12 protein-coding genes are annotated in these 16,285 nt (G+C 45.1%); 6 read left to right on the forward strand and 6 right to left on the reverse strand.

Features of this window, described 5'->3' with window-relative positions; genetic code table 11:
- Positions 1–28 precede the first annotated feature (28 nt).
- The 3 genes from FTT86_RS02495 to dapE all read left to right on the forward strand — a co-directional run bounded on the left by FTT86_RS02495 (position 29) and on the right by dapE (position 2,427).
- The gene (locus FTT86_RS02495) at positions 29–904 is read left to right on the forward strand and encodes a DUF1853 family protein (protein WP_180180479.1); all 876 of its coding nucleotides are present in this window, start codon (positions 29–31) and stop codon (positions 902–904) included.
- A 112-nt stretch (positions 905–1,016) separates the two neighbouring features.
- Positions 1,017–1,169: an entericidin A/B family lipoprotein gene (locus FTT86_RS02500; RefSeq protein WP_004280704.1), complete on the forward strand. Its 153-nt coding sequence runs from the start codon at positions 1,017–1,019 to the stop codon at positions 1,167–1,169.
- Between the two features lie 121 nt (positions 1,170–1,290).
- On the forward strand, positions 1,291–2,427 hold the full coding sequence (gene dapE, locus FTT86_RS02505; RefSeq protein ID WP_180180480.1) for a succinyl-diaminopimelate desuccinylase: 1,137 nt from the start codon (positions 1,291–1,293) through the stop codon (positions 2,425–2,427).
- A 65-nt stretch (positions 2,428–2,492) separates the two neighbouring features.
- Here dapE and FTT86_RS02510 read toward each other — a convergent pair whose 3' ends face one another.
- The 6 genes from FTT86_RS02510 to pilG all read right to left on the reverse strand — a co-directional run bounded on the left by FTT86_RS02510 (position 2,493) and on the right by pilG (position 11,012).
- Positions 2,493–2,951: a hypothetical protein gene (locus tag FTT86_RS02510; protein ID WP_180180481.1), complete on the reverse strand. Its 459-nt coding sequence runs from the start codon at positions 2,949–2,951 to the stop codon at positions 2,493–2,495.
- A gap of 3 nt (positions 2,952–2,954) precedes the next feature.
- A complete protein-coding gene (locus FTT86_RS02515; protein ID WP_180180482.1) occupies positions 2,955–7,406 on the reverse strand; it encodes an Hpt domain-containing protein in 4,452 nt (1,483 codons plus the stop codon).
- 167 nt (positions 7,407–7,573) lie between these two features.
- Positions 7,574–9,646, reverse strand: a complete 2,073-nt coding sequence (locus FTT86_RS02520) for a methyl-accepting chemotaxis protein (RefSeq protein ID WP_005106253.1) — start codon at positions 9,644–9,646, stop codon at positions 7,574–7,576.
- A 46-nt stretch (positions 9,647–9,692) separates the two neighbouring features.
- A complete protein-coding gene (locus FTT86_RS02525; RefSeq protein WP_004280709.1) occupies positions 9,693–10,229 on the reverse strand; it encodes a chemotaxis protein CheW in 537 nt (178 codons plus the stop codon).
- Between the two features lie 5 nt (positions 10,230–10,234).
- The gene (locus FTT86_RS02530; RefSeq protein WP_004280710.1) at positions 10,235–10,603 is read right to left on the reverse strand and encodes a response regulator; all 369 of its coding nucleotides are present in this window, start codon (positions 10,601–10,603) and stop codon (positions 10,235–10,237) included.
- Positions 10,604–10,628: 25 nt separating this feature from the next.
- Positions 10,629–11,012: a twitching motility response regulator PilG gene (pilG, locus tag FTT86_RS02535; protein ID WP_004280711.1), complete on the reverse strand. Its 384-nt coding sequence runs from the start codon at positions 11,010–11,012 to the stop codon at positions 10,629–10,631.
- A 286-nt stretch (positions 11,013–11,298) separates the two neighbouring features.
- Here pilG and FTT86_RS02540 point away from each other — a divergent pair, with 286 nt between their 5' ends.
- Genes FTT86_RS02540 through FTT86_RS02550 form a run of 3 tightly spaced genes read left to right on the forward strand, consistent with a single transcriptional unit; the run spans position 11,299 to position 16,257 of the window.
- Positions 11,299–11,946: a hypothetical protein gene (locus FTT86_RS02540; RefSeq protein WP_005104054.1), complete on the forward strand. Its 648-nt coding sequence runs from the start codon at positions 11,299–11,301 to the stop codon at positions 11,944–11,946.
- Positions 11,947–11,997: 51 nt separating this feature from the next.
- Entirely contained in the window at positions 11,998–13,125 is a 1,128-nt protein-coding gene (locus FTT86_RS02545) for an efflux RND transporter periplasmic adaptor subunit (protein WP_180180483.1), read from the forward strand.
- Between the two features lie 24 nt (positions 13,126–13,149).
- Positions 13,150–16,257 carry an efflux RND transporter permease subunit gene (locus tag FTT86_RS02550; RefSeq protein ID WP_180180484.1) on the forward strand — a complete coding sequence of 1,036 codons (3,108 nt, stop codon included), beginning with the start codon at positions 13,150–13,152 and terminating at the stop codon, positions 16,255–16,257.
- The last annotated feature ends 28 nt before the right edge of the window (positions 16,258–16,285 follow it).

The following is a 16,285-nucleotide window of genomic DNA, read 5'->3' on the forward strand; positions in this document are numbered from 1 at the left end:
TATTTCTGCACTTTTCACAGGTTGTACTATGCCCTTTTCCAGTTTAAACCAAAATCTTGTAGAAGCATGGCAACGTTATCAACATCCTCTGGTGCGGCAACTGGCATTTGCTGTTGGCAGTCCGAATATCCTGTCCCATATTCCAGATAAACTTGAGCTCATACATCGCTTTGAGTTGCATGACAGCCAGACCTGGCAGCAACATCTTGACCATTATCATCCACGCTTGGAGTTTCTTGATCAGCACCCAGAAGAATTAATTGAATTTGTGCAGCAACTGAAAAGCACGCGTTTAGGGCTGCGTTTTGAAATGCTGGTCTGGTTCTGGTTGCTTGATGATGCTTACCATCCCTATCGGCTGCTTGGCCATAGTCTGCAAAAAATTGAAGGCGCCAAAACCTTGGGTGAGCTGGATTTTCTGCTATTGAATACTGCTACAGAACAGATTGAACATTGGGAAGTAGCACTGAAATATTATCTGGCCGAAGCCGATTTTAGTCTGCCGCATTGGTATGGCCTGAACCGCACCGATACTTTAATCAGAAAAATGAAACATTTCACACAAAAACAATTCCAGTTTGATGAGGCTTTGCAGCATCCCATTCAAAAACGGTATTGCGTCCTGAAGGGACAGCTGTATTTGCCTACACATCATGCCGATCAGCCAATTCCCTCATGGATTAATATAGAACGGCGTCTGGGTTTATGGGGACAGTATATTCCTGCTGCACAGCACGGTTTTTATCGTCTGAAACGACATGAATGGATTTATCCGCAAGCCCGGCCGAGCAGTTCAGCTGCGATCTGGTGGACGGATGGCCTCTATAAAAAGGTCGATAGCAATGACTTTTATATGTATCGCAATCCGGTGCTGATCCAGCATCCATCGCATAAGCCCCTATAAAGCATTACATTTATTAACCGAAGCACTATGAAAACCACATATTTTTTAGAGCGTATATTTTCTACTCTAAGTCCCACATCATAATAATTTTATTATTGATTATACGGAGATGATGATGAAAAAAATTCTTGCTGCTTCATTAATGATGGCTTTTGTATTGACTGGCTGTAACACCGTAAAAGGCATGGGCAAAGATGTGTCTAAAGCTGGCGATGCGGTAACCAATACTGCTGAAAAAACCTCTGACGAAATCCGTCAAAACTAGTTTTTTCCTAAACGCTCACAGAACCCTATCCCAGATAGGGTTTTTTTATATCAGTCGTTCACATTCAAGCCTATATTCGCCTATTATAGAGCCGAAAAAATTATCGACTGTTGAATACCGTATGAGCTCTTCCGCTACCCTCGATTTAAGCCTGCAACTATTACGTCAGCCTTCTGTCACACCGATTGATCATGACTGCCAGAACATCATGGCTGAACGCTTAAAGAAGATTGGTTTCAATATTGAATCCATGCGCTTTGAAGATGTAGATAATATCTGGGCACGCAAAGGCACAGAAGGTCCGGTCTTCTGTTTCGCTGGCCATACCGATGTCGTGCCAACAGGGAATCTGGATGCCTGGAACTCAGATCCTTTTTTACCAGAAATCCGTGAAGGCAAACTTTATGGTCGTGGCAGTGCCGACATGAAGACGGCTTTGGCAGCCATGGTAGTTGCAACAGAACGTTTTGTTGAAAAATATCCGAATCACAAAGGTTCGATTGCCTACCTGATTACTTCAGATGAAGAAGGTCCATCGATTAACGGCACGGTGAAAGTGATTGAAACACTGGAAGCGCGTAATGAGAAAATTACCTGGTGTCTGGTCGGTGAACCGTCAAGTACTAATAAACTGGGCGATATAGTCAAAAATGGCCGTCGTGGTTCATTAAATGCCAACCTTACAGTCAAAGGCAAACAGGGTCATGTGGCTTATCCGCATCTGGCCGTGAATCCGATTCATACCGCTTCTAAAGCCATTGCTGAACTGTGCGACACAGTCTGGGATCATGGCAACGAATATTTCCCGGCGACGACCTTCCAGATTTCTAATATCAATTCGGGTACAGGCGCAACCAATGTTGTTCCCGGCACCATGAACCTATTGTGCAACTGGCGTTATTCAACTGAAGTGACCGCCGAAGAACTCAAAGTACGTACTTTAGAAATTCTGGATCGTCATGGTGTGGACTATGACATTTCTTGGACTTTATCTGGCCTGCCTTTCCTGACGCCAGTTGGTGAACTAGTAAATGCAGCTAAAACCGCCATTCTGAATGTGACGGGGACTGAAACTGAACTATCGACTTCGGGCGGTACCTCAGATGGCCGCTTTATTGCCCCTACCGGCGCACAGGTACTGGAACTTGGTGTATTGAATGCCACGATTCATCAGATCAATGAACATGTCGATATTGCAGACCTAGAGCCACTGGCTGAAATTTATGAGCAGATCTTGGTCAACTTACTTGGGAATTAAATAAATAGATGACGTAATAAAAAAGGAACTCCATGAAGTTCCTTTTTTATATTTTATAGTTTGAATTACAGCCCGATTGCAGCCTGAATATTCGTCATATTCGGAATATGGAACAGCTGTTCGTTCATGCGCACATATTGAAAGATGGCAGGATCATTCACCGGCTGATCGACATCGACCACTTCAGAAATACGGATCCGGATGGTTTTCGGCATTTCATTGCACATCAAGGCAAAGCGCTGAGTGATTTCATCACCCTCAATCACCAATGCCACCCCATTTTGACGTGAAGGATCATTCACTGCATAGACCGGCAATTGGGCTTCATGCCACTCCACTATCTTAACCTGGGTATTACTATCCAGTGCTGACAGGACAATGTTTTGTGGCAATAACATCGGATCTTTGCCATGACAATCAATAATATAGGCATCAATAAATCCGGTCGATACCGTAATCAGATGCTGAAGTTCCTGCTGGCTAATCTGATCAGCCATTTTATTGCTTGAATTGGTCTGACTCATATATTACCTCTGTTTTTCAGCAATCAGTTGCTGGATATTGGCCAACAGTTCCGCTTCCTGGAACGGTTTACCCATATAGTGCGTTACGCCTAAGCTGAATGCACGTTCACGATGCTTCTCACCGGTACGTGAGGTAATCATGATAATCGGCAAGTCACGGTGAATATCATGGTGACGAACCAGATTGGTCACTTCGAAACCGTCCATGCGCGGCATTTCGATATCCAGCAACATCAGATCCGGTCTGACGTTTTCAAGCTGCTCGATCGCATCTACGCCATCTTTGGCAGTGACAATATCATAGCCTTGACGTTCAAGCAGACGCGACGTCACTTTACGTACAGTCACCGAGTCATCGACAATCATCACCAGACGACGTGCATTTGAATTACGCGAACCATCACGCTGATCATTCAGCTGTTTGACACGCTGTGTCGCCTGAATCTGGCGGGCAACATTCTGTCCATCGAGAATCAGACAGACCTGACCATCACCCAGAATCGTGGCACCGGCCACTACCCCGACGTTGGCAAACTGCTGTCCAATCGGTTTTACTACAATCTGCGCTCGTGAACCGACCAGCTGATCGACCAGCAAGGCAATGGTTTGACCACTATTACCTTTAATCAACAGCACCGGCAATGAATGACCAACATTATTCAGACGTGGAATCGGCTGGTTGCCAACAAACTCAGACAGATAACGCAGCTTATAGTTTGCGCCATCGATCTTGAAATAGTCATCTTTACTGTTGAAATAGCTTTCCAATGTGGTCGGTGCAATACGCACAATTCGGTCAATCTGCGCCAGAGAAATCGCATATTGCTGATCGCCCACTTTCACCATCAAGGCATCGCTGACCGCTACGGTCGTCGGTACGCGAATCGTAAAGACCGTACCCTTGCCCAGTTCCGAGCTCACTGACACATGGCCGCCCAGTGATTTGATCTCGCTTTGTACCACATCCAGACCGACACCACGACCAGAAATCTGGGTCACTGCTTTCGCGGTACTGAAACCAGGATGGAAGATAAATTGCAGGATTTCTTCCTGATCAATGACTTGATCCGCTTTGATTAGATCCAGACTCAGCGCTTTTTCACGAATCTTCTCCGCATCGATCCCCTTACCATCATCACTAAAGGACACGATTACATCGGTTCCCTGACGGCTGATGTTCAAGACAATAGAACCGACTTCCGGCTTGTTCAGTGCGATACGATCTGCAGTATCTTCCAGACCATGGTCAATCGCGTTACGCAGCATATGCTCAAATGGGGTGACCAGACGCTCGAGAATGTTACGATCCAGTTCACCTTCGGTATTCTGTACGATCAGTTCTGCAGGACGGTTCAAGGTGGTCGAGGTTTGACGCACGATACGCTGTAAACGCGGCAACATCCGATCAAATGGAACCAGACGGGTACGCATCAGGCTTTCCTGAATCTCGGCCTGAATACGGGATTGTTGCAATAACAGACCTTCAGTTTCGCGAATCTTGTCGGCCAGTGTACTCTTGAAGTCGACCAAATCTGATGCAGATTCTGCCAGTGATTTAGACAGCTGGTTGAGCGACGAATACTGGTCCATTTCCAGCGGGTCAAAGTCAGCATAGCGCGAGTTCTCTGAACCGTGTTTGGCAATAATCTGTGATTCCAGCTCGCCTTCCATTCGACGTAACTGATCGGCAAGACGTTTGATCGCCAATTCCATCTCGTTCAGGGTATTGCCTAGCTGACCCAAGTCCATCTCGATACGCGAACGGTTAATCGAGTTCTCACCGGACAGGTCAATCATCTTCTCGACCAGATCAGCAGAGATACGGATCATCTCGTTATTACTATCGCTGGTACCGCTATTCGCCCATTCACCCATCATCTGTGGCGGTTCAGTACCATCACCTTCAACAAAGCCGAAGTCGGTGCTGACTACCAGATTATCTGTTTTCGCCAGACGCTCAGGCAATTTCGCAGTAACGTCCACATAAGCAATCTTTTTCAGACTGCTGTGCAGCTGCTCAAAACCGTTATAGTCACGCTGGAAAATCGCCTGTCTTAACCAGACCAGCGTTTTCTGCAATAAGCCATCATAGGCATTCGAGTTAAATTGATAGACCGCAAACTGTTCGAATGTTGTTTCCAGCTCATAGGCAATACTGGCCACTTCTTCAACATCAATCATACGTGCGCCACCCTTGATACTGTGGGCAGCACGCTGTAATTGCAGCAATAAACTACGGTCACTACGCTGATCAAACCATTGATTGAGGAGCTTCTCGGCATTCGCCAGAATCTCTTCGGATTCTTCCAGGAAAGATTCTTCAACAATCGATTTCAGTTCGTCTTCTTCAGAACGTGCTACTGGTGTGTCTTCAGTAGCCTCAGAAGATTTCAAGATTTCCAGTAATTCTTCAGCTTCAGCCAGATCAGTCGCTGGCTGTTGAGTCGCTGTGGATTCTTCAAGTTGCGGCTCAGAAATTGATGTCGCTTCGACCTCTGTAACTTTAACTCCAGTGTTCGCGCTCTCCACAGCAGCAACAGCTTGTCCAGAAACCAATGCCTGAATATTTTGCAGAATCGCAATCGCTTCTGGTGCAGGATAATCAATACCGTCTTCCCGAATAGATTGAATACGATCGGAAATGTTGTCCTGTACCAGACGGATAATCTGGATTAAAGCAGGTGTCACGGCAATTTGCTGACGGATCACCCGCTCATAAATACTTTCTAGTTCATGCGCAATCAAACCGATATGCGATGCTGCGATCATGTTTGCACCACCTTTTAAGGTATGCAAATGACGCATCAGATTATTCAGCGAGGTTGTATCGTCCTGTTTTTTGCTCCAGGTATTTAGATCTTCATCAATGCCTGCCAGCAATTCATCCGCTTCTTCCAGGAAGATACTTAGTAATTCTTCATCAAAATCACGGTTGGTTTCAGCACTTTGCTGCTGCTGACGATCCGCAGCGATGCGTTGGCTCAAGCCAGCAAAATCTACACTGCCAGTCGCGACAGTTTCAGCCACCTGTGTGGCCTCTGAGCTTAGCTCAACATTCTGATTGGTATTATCTTCAGCAAATATTTCCAGATCCTGCTGCACAAATGCAGACAGTTCACTGAGTATTTTTTGAATTTCATCATTCAGAATGACGCGCTGTCCTGCGGCCAAGGTATCAAATAAATGAATAAATTCCTGATGCGCCTGTGCGAACAGTTCATAAGCATAATCGCTGTTTAGCAGCACTGGCTTTTCAAGCAGCGCATCATAAGCCGATTTCAGATCGGCAGTGAATTCATGAATTCCCTGCGCTGCCCGGCTTTCTGTATGTGCCAGCAATTCCGCAGCCTGCTGGCTGAGTGCCTGAATATATTCCGGATAATCGACTTGGGCGCGTTTATCAAATTCAAACTCGGCATCCAATAACAGATCAATATCCAGCTCAACCAGTTTAGACACCAAACCTTGCGTCTGAATGCTATTGGTTTCAGTAACTGCAAAGCCATAATCATTCCAGACACGCTCAAAGGTGGCATATACCGCATCCAGTTTTGCAGTATTGCCCTGACGTAGCAAATGCAGATAGTCACTGACAAACTCAGCATACTGAATCAGTAAAGCGGTTTCTTTTGAGGTTGAGACAATTTCATCTTGTAGCAAGGTTTTGAACAGATGCTCCACTTTAGAGCTGGCCTCAAAAATCTGGTCAATCTGCGCCATGGATGAACTGCCGCGCAAGGTATGAATCGCACGAATTAGCGCATTATAATCTTGTGATTTTTCATCTTCAGTGCGAAGGAAGGTGGCAATCGTTTCCAGATGCTCTTCTGCTTCTTCAATAAAGATCGCCACAGTTTCTTCGATATCACTGCGAACCGGTACTTCTACTGGCGCTACTGTTAGCTCAGCTTCACTTGGCTCATTGTCTGCAAGCTCAAGACCTGTCATCTGACCTTCAGCAGTCAAATGAACTGCCAATGCCAGTAATTCTTCCAATGCAGGCTCAGGCGAAATTTGTTGTTGTAATTGTTGTCCCAAGAGCACCATTGGACGCAGGTCGAGATCCAATTGCTGTACATGTTTGAATTTTGGATATAAAGCATATTGATAGACATTCAGTACCGCTTGGGCAAATTTTTGCACCGTCGGTGTTAGCTGAATCGAACCGGACAAAACCCGGTTTAAGGTATCTTCAACCGCCCAGGCCATTTCCCCTGCCGATTTTGCCCCGACCATGCGGCCTGAACCTTTCAGGGTGTGAAAATGGCGGCGAATGGTCTTCAGATTTTCTTGATGATCTGGATTAGTCAACCATTCTGGAAATAAAGCATTTAACTCAACGAAGATCTCTTCGATTTCCTCAACAAAAATTTCAAGAATTTCTGCATCTTGGTCAAGATAACTATCTTCAGGAAGCGTTGTCGTTTCAACTAAATTTTTTAATATTTCTTTCATAGCTCATGCTTCTTACGTTATGCCGCCAAGAAGGGCGCTCAAACTTAATTGTGACCGTCACGCGATACCTAACGTATGAAGTTAAGTACATCTTGTCGAGGCTTTATCTGTATTTTCTGAATGTGTCTCAACCGCGGTCAAGACACATTTCCCCATCATGTCTGACTTTATTCTGGTAGTTTAAAGTCAGATACAGATTCACGTAATGCATCGGCCATGTTTGCCAGTTCAGATACTGAACGTGCTGTATCGAAGGTTGCACTGGTGGTTTGCGAGGTAATTTCCTGTACGACATTCATCGTGGTCGCAATATGACCTGCAGATGCTGACTGCAGTTTCGCAGCATCAGAAATGTTCGCAATCAGTTTCGCCAGGTTATTCGATACCGTTTGAATCTCATCTAGTGCTACACCGGCATCTTTAGACAAGTTCGCACCACGTACAACTTCCGATGTAGTTTGTTCCATCGAAATAACGGCTTCGTTCGTATCCGTTTGAATGGTTTTTACCAGGCCTTCAATCTGCTTGGTTGCAGAAGCTGAACGTTCCGCAAGACGCTGTACTTCATCGGCTACGACCGCGAAACCACGACCTGCTTCACCGGCCATCGATGCCTGAATCGCTGCGTTTAATGCCAGGATGTTCGTCTGGTCAGCAATATCGTTAATCAAGGCAACGATGTTACCAATTTCCTGAGAAGATTCACCCAAACGCTTAATACGTTTTGAAGTTTCCTGAATCTGTTCACGAATCGTGTCCATACCCTCAATCGAGCGATGTACGACATCCGCACCGTTTGCAGCAATTTGTACTGAACGTTCTGCTACCACCGCTGATTCATCGGCGTTGGCAGATACCTGGTCAATCGACAATGCCATTTCGTTAATCGCTGCAGAAGCACCGGCAATTTCTTGTGCCTGATGTTCAGATGCTTCAGCTAACTGGTTGGTAATGCTTTGTGTAGTTGCAGTATATTGCGCAACTTCTTGAGAAGTTTCAGTAATACGCGATACCAGATCACGTAACTGGTCGATCGCAAAGTTAATCGAGTCGGCAATCGCACCGGTAAAGTCTTCAGATACGGTTGCATATGAACGCAAGTCACCATCTGCAAGATCGGCGATCTCATCCAGTAAACGTAAAATCGCATTCTGGTTACGGTCATATTCTTCTTGTAAACGGCCTACACGCTGTTTATCCGACAAGCCACGCAGAGAAAGTAACTTGAATACACACAACAAGAAACCGACTAATAATGCGATCAACAGAACTGCCGGAACAACCGTTTTAAGACCAGAGTTACCCGATAATTTATTCAGGTTGTCTAAAAGCACATCAGATTGAGAAAAAATAGATGCAGCGGCCTGACGAACTTTTACGATCTGTGTAGAGTTTTTCAGAATAATCGCTGATGCAGATTCCAGTACGTCATCATATTCAGCCTTGATGCCTTCCAGAGATTCACGCAGGGTTGGATCAGCAATACGCTGTACACCCAGTTCAGCAGAACCATTTAACTGTGCATTCAGATAAGAACCAAAAGTTTCGGTATCGGCACTGAAGTCATCCGCAGATTCACGTGAACCATCATTACCTGTCAGTACCAAACTGATTGAACGTAAGATACGTTCTGCAATGAATACCTGGTTTTTGGCAATAACCACCTGGTTCGATGGCATATCTTGACGTGCCATCTGGTCGACCATCAAGTTATATTCCGCCTGAATCCCCGGAATCGCTTCACCAATCGCGATGTTGGTGTCGTATAACTGGTTAATAATCTTTTGTTGCGAGGTAATCAGATCAATACTGCTGGATACTTCTGTCCACTGTTTATCAACAGCTTGCAAAGCATCATTGTTAGAGTGAATACTTTTAACTGTCTCAAGGTTTTCAGCAAAAGCTTTTTGCGAATCAGTCAGGTTCTTCATGGCCTCAGGCGTACCCGAAGCTGTCGCTTCAGTCGCTTGGCGCGAAATCGTTTGCGAGAGGAGACGCAAATCACCCAGACTTTGAGTGAGTTCATTGGTACGTGGAACACTATAAAAAAGATACAATAAAGTGATCAGTGCGGCTAAAAGACAGCCTGCTGCTCCATAGATCAGCGGTTTTGATTTCTCACTATCACCGAAGACACGTGATAACTGATCTACTTGCGTTTGAATCTTAGCTAAAAAAGCATTACCGCCTTTGCGGCCAGTGCTCTCACCTGTATTTTTCTTTTTAAGTTTAAAGCCCATGCAGCCTCTCCCCGGTTGACGCCTTGCTTAGTTTCGAGCGCGACATTTAATTTATAAATTTTATAGATGCGTTCATAAATTTTGGATTTTGCAACAGACGACTGAATAAAAACACATGCCACTGCTGGTTGTGCTGATGGAAAAACCCCTGACAATATTCTTGTAAGTTTTTATCCAATTCAGATTTCTTCGAAAAGAAACTTTTCTTATTGAAATGTTGTATACCCAAAACTTGATCTACGACCAAACCCACATACTGGTCATTATGGTTGATACATAATACTTTTTGAGTCGGTGAAAATTGACTGCTTTGCCCTGATACGTACTGCGTCAGATCAGAAACCGATAACAGTCTTCCCCGGATATTCGCCAGACCCAACACCCATGCTTGCGTCTTGGGTACCGGCGTATATTCTGGGGGATAAATCACTTCTGATACTTCCCCCAGCGGGGCAACAAAATATTGCCCCATCATCTCAAAAGCAATGCCCGACCATCGGTTAACTTCATTGCCATTGGAAACGTAGTTTTTATTCCCCCGTTTCGCAATGCGAAGCAATTCGATAAATCCATTTGCTGCCATAGAGCTTATCCTGCATTGAGGTGCTGCTTAATTACATCTATTAATTGTTTTTCATCGACTGGTTTTGTTAGATAATCCGCTGCGCCTTGACGCTTGCCCCATACACGGTCAGTGGCCTGATCCTTAGTACTCACAATCACGATTGGAATATGTTTGGTCGTTGCACCACGTGCAATCTGGCGGGTCGCCTGAAAACCATTCACGCCCGGCATAACCACATCCATCAGGACTAGGTCCGGCAATTCTGCCTGTGCCATGGTGACGCCATCTGCGCCATTGGCTGCTTCAATCACCTCAAAGCCGTGTTTAGAAAGAATCTCTCTAAAGCGAAAAGTTTCTGTCGGTGAGTCATCCACAATTAGGATACGTGCCATGCCAATTCCCCAAAAAAATCAAATATTAAGCACTAATATGGTTACGGATTGCATTTAGCAATTCATCTTTACTAAAAGGTTTGGTCAGGTATTCATCTGAACCCACGACACGACCTTTGGCCTGATCAAATAAGCCATCTTTACTTGATAGCATAATCACAGGAATATTCTGGTAATTCTGAGAGTTTTTGATTAAGGCGCAGGTTTGGTAACCATCCAGGCGCGGCATCATAATATCTACAAAAACGATATCTGGATTTGCTTCGGCAATTTTTGACAAAGCCTCAAAACCGTCTACTGCAGTAATGACCTCATAACCTTCGCGTTGAAGAAGAGTTTCCGCAGTACGACGAATGGTCTTTGAGTCATCAATAACCATAATTTTTAGATTTTGGAATTTATCGTCCATTTGTTTAACCCTTCCCATTTTAGAAACTATATGCCATAAGGCTCATAGGATTATTTTATTACGATCGATAAACATTTTTAACATAAAGTCACTTGTATTATCAATGAACATTTTCTACACAAGTAGACAAAATCATTTATTTTTAATAACAGCTTCACATTTTCTTATCGTTATTGGTTTTTTTTTGACTAACGGTAGTTTTTTATTGATAAATTTAAGTCTAATATAACAAGATTATTACTTTAAAATAAGTAATTTAGTCAACTTTAAATTCGGGGAGCCAATGATGAGTCAGTTTTTAAGAAAACTTGCTGTCATTGATAAAAATAAAATGACTGGTCAATTCATTGTTGTTGTGCTGCTACTGTTACAGGTGAGCTTAACGTGTGCGAGTAGTAACCAACTCCCGCAAAAAGCCACTTGGTATCGTTATTATGACAGCAAGGGTGTGGCCAATATCAGTACTAATGTCACGCCAAATCATATCCGTTATGGCTATGAAGCACTTGACCAGAATATGCAGGTGATTAAGCGTGCCCGTCCTTATAATGCCGAAGCGGATATCAGGCAAGCGCCACAACGTGCCCAACAGGCGCAGCGAATTGCCGAAGATCATAAACTCAAGCGTGCTTATAACAATAGCCAGACCGCTTTACAGAAAAAGAATGACAGCCTGGTTCAGTTAAAAAAACAGATTGATTTTCAGCAAGAACAAATGAAGCAACTGCAAAAAGATCGGGTCATGTTTGTGCGTCAGGAACGTGAATATTTACGTAAAGGTAAAACCCCACCGGCACACCTGAAAACAACATTAGACAATAACCAGAAAAATCTCGCTTCCCAGAAAGAAAATATTCAATCTTTACAAAGTCGCTATCGAAATCTGGAAGCAGAATACGACAAAATTATCGCCCGTTTAAAAGCACTTGAATAAATACAAATAGCTAGCCGTGGTTTTGATCCATAGCCAGCTAAAAGGACTCATATGCAAACTGCACCGCATTCTCATGATTTAAATATGCCTTCCCCGCGCTCTATCCTGATCATGAGTGCACTTTGCTTAAATATGTTTTTAGTGGCTTGTGATAAAAATGAACCCGTACAGCAAACCGAAACAGCCAAATCCATTGAAGTCATTCCTCAAGATCTAGTTGCAGTTCAATCTGGCAATTCAGTTCAAAAAACCGCATTCACCGGCACCATTCGTGCAGTCAATCAAAGCAGCATACAGTCACAGGTCTCTGCTACTGCCACCAGCGTAAACGCACAGGTAGGTCAAACAGTTGCCAAGGGACAAGTGCTGGTACGCCTGAATAATCAGGACAATGCAGCTCGTCTGGCACAGGCGCGTGCGAATCTGGCCTCAACTCAAGCGCAAGCCAATCAGGCGCACAACATGATGCAGCGTAAAAAGCGTCTGCTCGATCAGGGGTTTATTTCAAAAGTAGAATATGAACAAAGTCAGGTCGATTATCAGGCCCAGCTTGAAAATGTCCGCGCCCAGCAAGCCAATGTCGATATTGCCCAGAAAGCCGATCGTGATGGCACCATGACCAGTCCGATCAGTGGCGTGATTACGCAACGTCAGGTTGAACCGGGTCAAACCGTTGCCATTGGACAAACCCTGTTTGAAATTGTCGATCCGAAACGGCTGGAAATTCAAGCACGCGTACCTAGTGATCTGCAATCAGGTTTAAGACTGGGCAGTCAGGTCGAATACAACATTCAAGGTAATCCAAATCGGCTCACTGCCGTAATTAGCCGGATTTCCCCCATTGCAGATCAGACCAGTCGCCAGATCGAATTCTTTGCCACGCCGAATGAAACCATTCCTTCGCTAAGTATCGGCTCCTTCGTTGAAGGCAACATTCTGAGTTCACAACAGATTTCTGGCCAGCTGATTCCATTAGATACTATTCAAGACATTCAGAATAAACCTTATGTCTGGATAATACGCCAGAATAAAATTATCAAAGTCAATGTTCAGGTACTAGAACAGCGTTATAGCGACAACATTGCCGTGGTTCAAGGACTGGAGAGCAGCGATCAGGTCAGCCGGGTTAAGTTTAGCGAAGCCGATCTGCAAAAAACTGTCACCCTTCGCGCCAACTAAAACCATTCATACAGGATCATTGACATGTGGTTTACCCGAATTAGTGTGAAGTATCCGGTTTTCACCATCATGATGATGTTCTGTTTGATGGTACTGGGACTGGCTTCATGGCAGCGGATGGGCGTTGAAGAATTCCCTGATGTCGATTTCCCTTTTGTGGTGATTTATACCAACTATCCGGGTGCTTCTCCGGAAACGGTTGAATCGGAAATTACCAAAAAACTTGAAGATCAGATCAATACCATTTCCGGTTTAAAACAGGTCATTTCCCAGTCCAGTGAAGGCCTGTCCATCATCACCACTGAATTTAATCTGGATGTGACATCTACCACAGCAGCTCAGGACGTGCGGGATAAAATCGCTTCTGTAACTGCTGAATTTCGTGATGAGATTCAGGAGCCGATTGTCGAACGTTATGACCCGACGGCGAATGCGGTAATGTCGATCGTATTTGAATCCGACAATATGGATGTGAAAGCGCTCAGTTCCTATCTGGATCAGCGAATTGTGCCACAATTGCGTACAGTCCCGGGCGTCGGAACGGTCAACCTGCTGGGTGATGCGCAGCGCCAGATCCGGATTCAGGTGGAACCACAAAAACTACAAGCCTTTGGCATTGGTGTGGACAGTGTGATTAACACCTTAAAGGCCGAGAATATTGAAGTTCCGGGGGGGACGCTTAAATCGGGTAATTCGGAACTGGTCATTGAAATCAATTCCAAAGTACTGCATCCCCTCGCCTTCGGTGATCTGGTTATTGCCAATAAAAACGGCGTACCGATTTTCCTCAGACAAGTGGCCAATATTCAAGACAGTCAGGCAGAGCTGGAATCGGCTGCCTTTTTGAATGGTAAAACCGCAGTAGCGATTGATATTTTGCGCAGTTCAGATGCAAACGTCATTGAAGTAGTCGACAAGAGCTATGCAGCTTTAGAAAGTATTGAGGCGCAGCTTCCACAAGGTACCACTTTACAAGTGGTGGTGGACTCCTCCAAAAGTATCCGCGGCACCATTGGTGATGTAGCCCGTACCATTATTGAAGGTGCGGTACTGGCTGTGCTGATTGTCCTACTGTTCCTGGGTTCTTTCCGCTCCACAGTAATCACCGGTTTAACCCTACCAATTGCTCTCTTGGGCACGCTGACCTTTATCTGGGCCTTTGGCTTTAGCATCAATATGATGACTTTACTGGCGCTGTCCTTGAGTATTGGTCTGTTGATCGATGATGCAATTGTGGTGCGTGAAAATATTGTCCGGCATGCCGATATGGGCAAAGACCATGTAACTGCCGCGCTCGATGGCACAAAAGAAATTGGCTTAGCCGTGCTGGCCACGACACTGACCATTGTTGCCGTATTCCTGCCTGTGGCCTTTATGGGCGGAATTATTGGCCGTTTCTTCTACCAGTTCGGGGTCACGGTAAGTATGGCCGTTCTGATCTCGATGTTTGTCAGCTTTACCCTGGATCCTATGCTCTCTGCACACTGGGCAGAAAAGAAAAAAGATCCAAACAAAAAACCAGGTCGGGTGAAACGTTTCTTTAGCTGGATCTCCGGCAAGCTGGATAACTTAAGCCATGTCTATGAAAAATTATTAAAACTGGCATTGCGCTTCAGATTAATTACCTTAATGATTGCTGTGGCTTCATTATTTGGTGCTCTGGGTTTATCCAAACTGATCGGCACCGAATTTGTACCGGTTCCCGATAAAGGCGAAATCCGGATCAAGTTTGAAACACCGGTCGATTCATCGCTTGAATATTCACAAGCCAAACTGCAGCAGGTGGATCAGATTATTCGTCAACATCCGGATGTCAAAGCCACTTATGGGGTGATTAATGGCGCAACTGACCGCGGTAAAAACCATGTCAGTTTACGGGTGACTGTAACGCCGCGTACCGAACGTGAAAAGACCCTGAATGACCTGAATAATGAATTCCGCCAGCGTCTACAATCGGTTGCAGGAATCAGCATTACCTCGGTGGCATCCGCCGATGAAACCGTTTCAGGTGGCCAGAAGCCGATCATGATTTCGATTAAAGGTCCGGATCTGGATGAACTGCAAAAAATTTCCGATCGCTTTATGACGGAAATGGCGAAGATTAATGGCATTGTCGATCTGGAAACTTCATTAAAAGAACCCAAGCCGACTCTTGATGTACAGATCAATCGCGTCTTGGCCAGTGATTTAGGTTTATCGGTCAATCAGATTGCCAATGTAGTGCGTCCGCTGATTGCCGGTGATGATGTCACGACCTGGCAGGATGAAAAAGGTGAAACCTATGATGTGAATCTGCGCCTGACCGAAGACCAGCGCAGCTTGCCTAGCGATTTACAGAATATGTATATCACCTCGAATAAAACCGATGCCAATAATCAACCAGTTCTGGTTCCGCTTTCGAGTGTCGCCAAATTTGAAGAAAAACTGGGCGCCTCGCAGATTAATCGACGTGATCTGGCACGTGAAGTTCTGGTCGAGGCCAATACTTCAGGACGTCCTGCAGGCGACATCGGGACGGATATCAGCCGCTTGCAAGAAAATTTCGATATGCCACCGGGTTATAGTTTCGACACTCAAGGCTCCAATGCCGACATGGCAGAATCCGCAGGCTATGCCTTGACCGCGATTACCCTGTCGATTGTCTTTATCTATATCGTGCTCGGTTCGCAGTTCAACAGCTTTATCCATCCTGCCGCAATTATGGCTTCACTGCCATTGTCGCTCATTGGTGTGTTTCTGGCCTTGTTCCTGTTTAATTCGACCATGAACCTGTTCTCGATTATCGGCATTATCATGTTGATGGGACTGGTGACCAAGAATGCGATTCTGCTGATCGACTTCATCAAGAAGGCCATGGACCGCGGTGAAGACCGTTATGATGCGATTATTGCCGCTGGTAAAACCCGTTTGCGTCCTATTCTGATGACTACCAGCGCGATGGTCATGGGCATGGTGCCACTTTCCCTAGGGTTAGGTGAAGGTGGCGAACAAAGTGCACCGATGGCGCATGCGGTGATTGGTGGGGTAATTACCTCTACCCTGCTGACACTGGTGGTGGTACCGGTGATCTTTACTTACCTGGATGACTTTAAGAACTTTATGCTGCGTCAGGCACGTAAAATCATGGCATAATTTAATGCAACACAATGAGGTGACATTC

It is taken from the genome of Acinetobacter sp. YH01021, assembly GCF_013420255.1.
GTDB lineage: Bacteria > Pseudomonadota > Gammaproteobacteria > Pseudomonadales > Moraxellaceae > Acinetobacter.

What these genes read in the sequence shown, in the direction of transcription:
- FTT86_RS02495 (WP_180180479.1), top strand. Translation starts at nt 29, where the DNA reads ATGCCCTTTTCCAGTTTAAACCAAAATCTTGTAGAAGCATGGCAACGT.
- FTT86_RS02500 (WP_004280704.1), top strand. Translation starts at nt 1,017, where the DNA reads ATGATGAAAAAAATTCTTGCTGCTTCATTAATGATGGCTTTTGTATTG.
- dapE (WP_180180480.1), top strand. Translation starts at nt 1,291, where the DNA reads ATGAGCTCTTCCGCTACCCTCGATTTAAGCCTGCAACTATTACGTCAG.
- FTT86_RS02510 (WP_180180481.1), bottom strand. Translation starts at nt 2,951, where the DNA reads ATGAGTCAGACCAATTCAAGCAATAAAATGGCTGATCAGATTAGCCAG.
- FTT86_RS02515 (WP_180180482.1), bottom strand. Translation starts at nt 7,406, where the DNA reads ATGAAAGAAATATTAAAAAATTTAGTTGAAACGACAACGCTTCCTGAA.
- FTT86_RS02520 (WP_005106253.1), bottom strand. Translation starts at nt 9,646, where the DNA reads ATGGGCTTTAAACTTAAAAAGAAAAATACAGGTGAGAGCACTGGCCGC.
- FTT86_RS02525 (WP_004280709.1), bottom strand. Translation starts at nt 10,229, where the DNA reads ATGGCAGCAAATGGATTTATCGAATTGCTTCGCATTGCGAAACGGGGG.
- FTT86_RS02530 (WP_004280710.1), bottom strand. Translation starts at nt 10,603, where the DNA reads ATGGCACGTATCCTAATTGTGGATGACTCACCGACAGAAACTTTTCGC.
- pilG (WP_004280711.1), bottom strand. Translation starts at nt 11,012, where the DNA reads ATGGACGATAAATTCCAAAATCTAAAAATTATGGTTATTGATGACTCA.
- FTT86_RS02540 (WP_005104054.1), top strand. Translation starts at nt 11,299, where the DNA reads ATGAGTCAGTTTTTAAGAAAACTTGCTGTCATTGATAAAAATAAAATG.
- FTT86_RS02545 (WP_180180483.1), top strand. Translation starts at nt 11,998, where the DNA reads ATGCAAACTGCACCGCATTCTCATGATTTAAATATGCCTTCCCCGCGC.
- FTT86_RS02550 (WP_180180484.1), top strand. Translation starts at nt 13,150, where the DNA reads ATGTGGTTTACCCGAATTAGTGTGAAGTATCCGGTTTTCACCATCATG.